The 212-nt window shown below is 47.2% G+C and carries 1 pseudogene; it reads right to left on the bottom strand.

The features are described 5' to 3' along the window. Nucleotides 1-212, bottom strand: a pseudogene (locus V6252_RS13525) (AMP-binding protein); the annotation flags it as partial.

Genomic DNA, 212 nt, shown 5'->3' with positions numbered 1-212 from the left:
CAGAAAAACCACCAAACACCACTGAATGAACCGCACCAATACGCGCACATGCCAGCATCGCTACCATGTCTTCCGGTATCATCGGCATATATAGCGTTACGCGCTCACCTTTTACAACGCCAAGCTTGAGCAATGAATTACCCAACCGGCAGACAGCTTCATGCAACTCTTTAAAAGAAATGATTTAGTGCAATGAAGGGTGATCACCCTCC

Source organism: Psychrobacter proteolyticus (assembly GCF_038155145.1).
In the GTDB taxonomy this organism is placed as follows: domain Bacteria; phylum Pseudomonadota; class Gammaproteobacteria; order Pseudomonadales; family Moraxellaceae; genus Psychrobacter; species Psychrobacter proteolyticus_B.
Note: the sequence above shows the minus strand (reverse complement) of the source record. Positions and strands in the feature narration are given on the sequence as shown.